Source organism: Methylibium sp. T29 (assembly GCF_000576205.1).
Classification (GTDB): Bacteria; Pseudomonadota; Gammaproteobacteria; order Burkholderiales; family Burkholderiaceae_C; genus Methylibium; species Methylibium petroleiphilum.
This window is the reverse complement of sequence record NZ_AZND01000545.1, coordinates 1-963: the sequence shown is the minus strand read 5'-3', so window position 1 is coordinate 963 and position 963 is coordinate 1. Positions and strand designations below refer to the sequence as shown.

The window sequence follows — 963 nt, the reverse complement described above, 5'->3', positions numbered from 1 at the left end:
GCGAGGACGTCGGCCGCCACAACGCGCTCGACAAGCTGATCGGCGCGATGGCGCGGACCGGCACGCTGGCCGCCGGCGACGCCGGCACCGAGGGCTTCTTCGCGGTCACCAGCCGCGCCAGCTACGAGATGCTGCACAAGACCGCCGCGGCGCGCGTGCGGCTGCTGGTCGCCGTGTCGGCGGCCACCACGATGGCCGTCGACCTGGCCGGGCGACTGGGCGTGGGCCTGGCCGGCTTCGCGCGCGGCCGCGACCTGGTGGTCTATGCCGGGGCCGAACGGATCGACATGACGGAGCGCGACGATGGACGCTGACAACCTGGTGCGCATGGCCAACCGCATCGGCCAGTTCTTCGAGGCGATGCCCGACGCGGCCGAGGCCGCGCAGCAGGTGGCCGAGCACCTGAAGAAGTTCTGGGACCCGCGCATGCGGCGCGCGCTGCTGGCGCATGTCGACCGCAACGGCAGTGCCGGGCTCAACGCGATGGTCGAGGCGGCCCTCACCCGGCACCGCGCGGTGCTCGACTGAGGCGCCCTCCGCGGCCAGACTCGCGTCCTCCTCCACTCGCCCGAAACCCTGCCCATGATGTCCCCGCTGCGCCGCCGCCTGAGCACCACCCTCGCCACCGCCCTGGTCGCCTGGCTGCTCGCAAGCCCCCCCGCCGCCCGCGCGGCCGACGACGAGGTGGTGGTGTTCGCCGCCGCCAGCCTGACCGACGTGCTGCAGGCGATCGCACGGCAGGGCGGCTTCACCGGCGTCCGGTTCTCGTTCGCGTCGAGTTCCACGCTGGCCCGGCAGATCGAGCAGGGCGCCACCGCGCAGATCTTCGTCAGTGCCGACGAACCCTGGATGGACGCCGTCGGCAAGGCCGGCCGACTTCTGCCCGGCACGCGGCGCGACTGGGTCGGCAACCGGCTCGCGCTGGTGGCGCCGGGCAGCGCCGAGCCGACGGCCCCGCCGGAG

General features: G+C 74.2%; 3 protein-coding genes. All 3 read left to right on the top strand.

All coding sequences use genetic code 11. The annotated features are described in order from the left end of the window. Positions 1-314 (top strand): formate dehydrogenase accessory sulfurtransferase FdhD (locus x551_RS22720; protein WP_036251990.1); only part of this gene is annotated, 314 nt, incomplete at its 5' end. Next, entirely contained in the window at positions 304-528 is a 225-nt protein-coding gene (locus tag x551_RS22715; RefSeq protein ID WP_011831285.1) for a formate dehydrogenase subunit delta, read from the top strand. The genes x551_RS22720 and x551_RS22715, both read left to right, overlap by 11 nt. Before the next feature lie 54 nt (positions 529-582). Next, positions 583-963, top strand: a 381-nt coding sequence (gene modA / locus x551_RS22710) for a molybdate ABC transporter substrate-binding protein (RefSeq protein WP_152543648.1), incomplete at its 3' end; no start/stop codon positions are given.

What these genes read in the sequence shown, in the direction of transcription:
- x551_RS22715 (WP_011831285.1), top strand. Translation starts at nt 304, where the DNA reads ATGGACGCTGACAACCTGGTGCGCATGGCCAACCGCATCGGCCAGTTC.